The organism is Chromobacterium aquaticum (assembly GCF_021129195.1).
In the GTDB taxonomy this organism is placed as follows: Bacteria; Pseudomonadota; Gammaproteobacteria; order Burkholderiales; family Chromobacteriaceae; genus Chromobacterium; species Chromobacterium aquaticum.
In genome coordinates this window covers 1-1,001 of sequence record NZ_JAJOHW010000192.1, presented here as the reverse complement: position 1 = coordinate 1,001, position 1,001 = coordinate 1, and the positions used below count along the sequence as shown (strand labels likewise).

The window sequence follows — 1,001 nt, the reverse complement described above, 5'->3', positions numbered from 1 at the left end:
CGGCGGAGGCGGCGGAACGGCTGGAGGCGACGCGCGCGAGCCTGGCCGAGCGGGACGGCCCGCCCGTGCTCGCCGTCGTCTCCCGTCTGACCGAGAGCACGGCCATCCTGCACCTGCGGCTCAGCCTGCTGGCTGGCGATCTGCGCAGCTTCCTGCAATTGATGGCCGAGCTGGCGCGCGAAGCGGCCGACGAGGCCCCCGCGCAATGCATCACGCCGATGACGCCGCCGGCGGCGACCGAGGCGCAGCGCGAGGCCTGGCTGCGCCGGGTCGAAGCCATCGCGCCGGCGCCGGAGTTGCCGATGAAGATGGCGCTGGCCGAGGTGGCCGAGCCGCGCTTCGCCAACCGCCGCCGGGAGCTGCCCGCCGCCATGTCCGCGGCGCTGACGGCGCGGGCGCAGGCGCTCGGGGTCACGCTGACTTCGCTGTGCATCGCCGCCTTCGCCGACACGCTGCGGCTGTGGACGGCGGCGCACGCCTTCACGCTCAACGTGACTTGCAACACGCGGGCGGAGCAGGCGGGGCTGGCGATAGGCGATTACACCAGCAACACCTTGCTGTCGCTAAGCGAGCGTCACCCCTCGTTCGCCGCCTTCGCCCAAGCGGTGCAGCGGCAAGTGTGGGCCGATCTGGACGCGCCCGGGTGCTCCGGCGTGTCGATTCTGCGCGAGCTGAGCCGGCGCAACGGCGCGCCCGTGCTGATGCCGGTGGTGCTGACCAGCCTGCTGTCCGGCGACCCGGCTGACGATCTGGCCCTGCTGGACGGCGTCGGCCGCGTGGTCGACATGGCCAATCCCACGCCCCAGGTATCGCTGCACGCCGTCCTGGGCCGGCGCGGCGACAGGCTGGTGCTGATGTGGGAGTCCGTCGCGCAGCTGTTCCCCGACGGCATGGTGGACGCGATGTTCGAGGTCTTCCTCGGCACGCTGGAAACGATGGCGACGGACGCCGCGGCCGTGGAGCGGCCGACGCTGGCCCGGCTCGCGCCGCAGCAGGCGGCG

Annotated in this window: 1 pseudogene; it reads left to right on the top strand. The window is 73.3% G+C overall.

Annotated features, from left to right (window positions below):
• Positions 1–65 precede the first annotated feature (65 nt).
• A pseudogene (locus LQT98_RS22475) lies at positions 66–1,001 on the top strand (hypothetical protein); the annotation flags it as partial.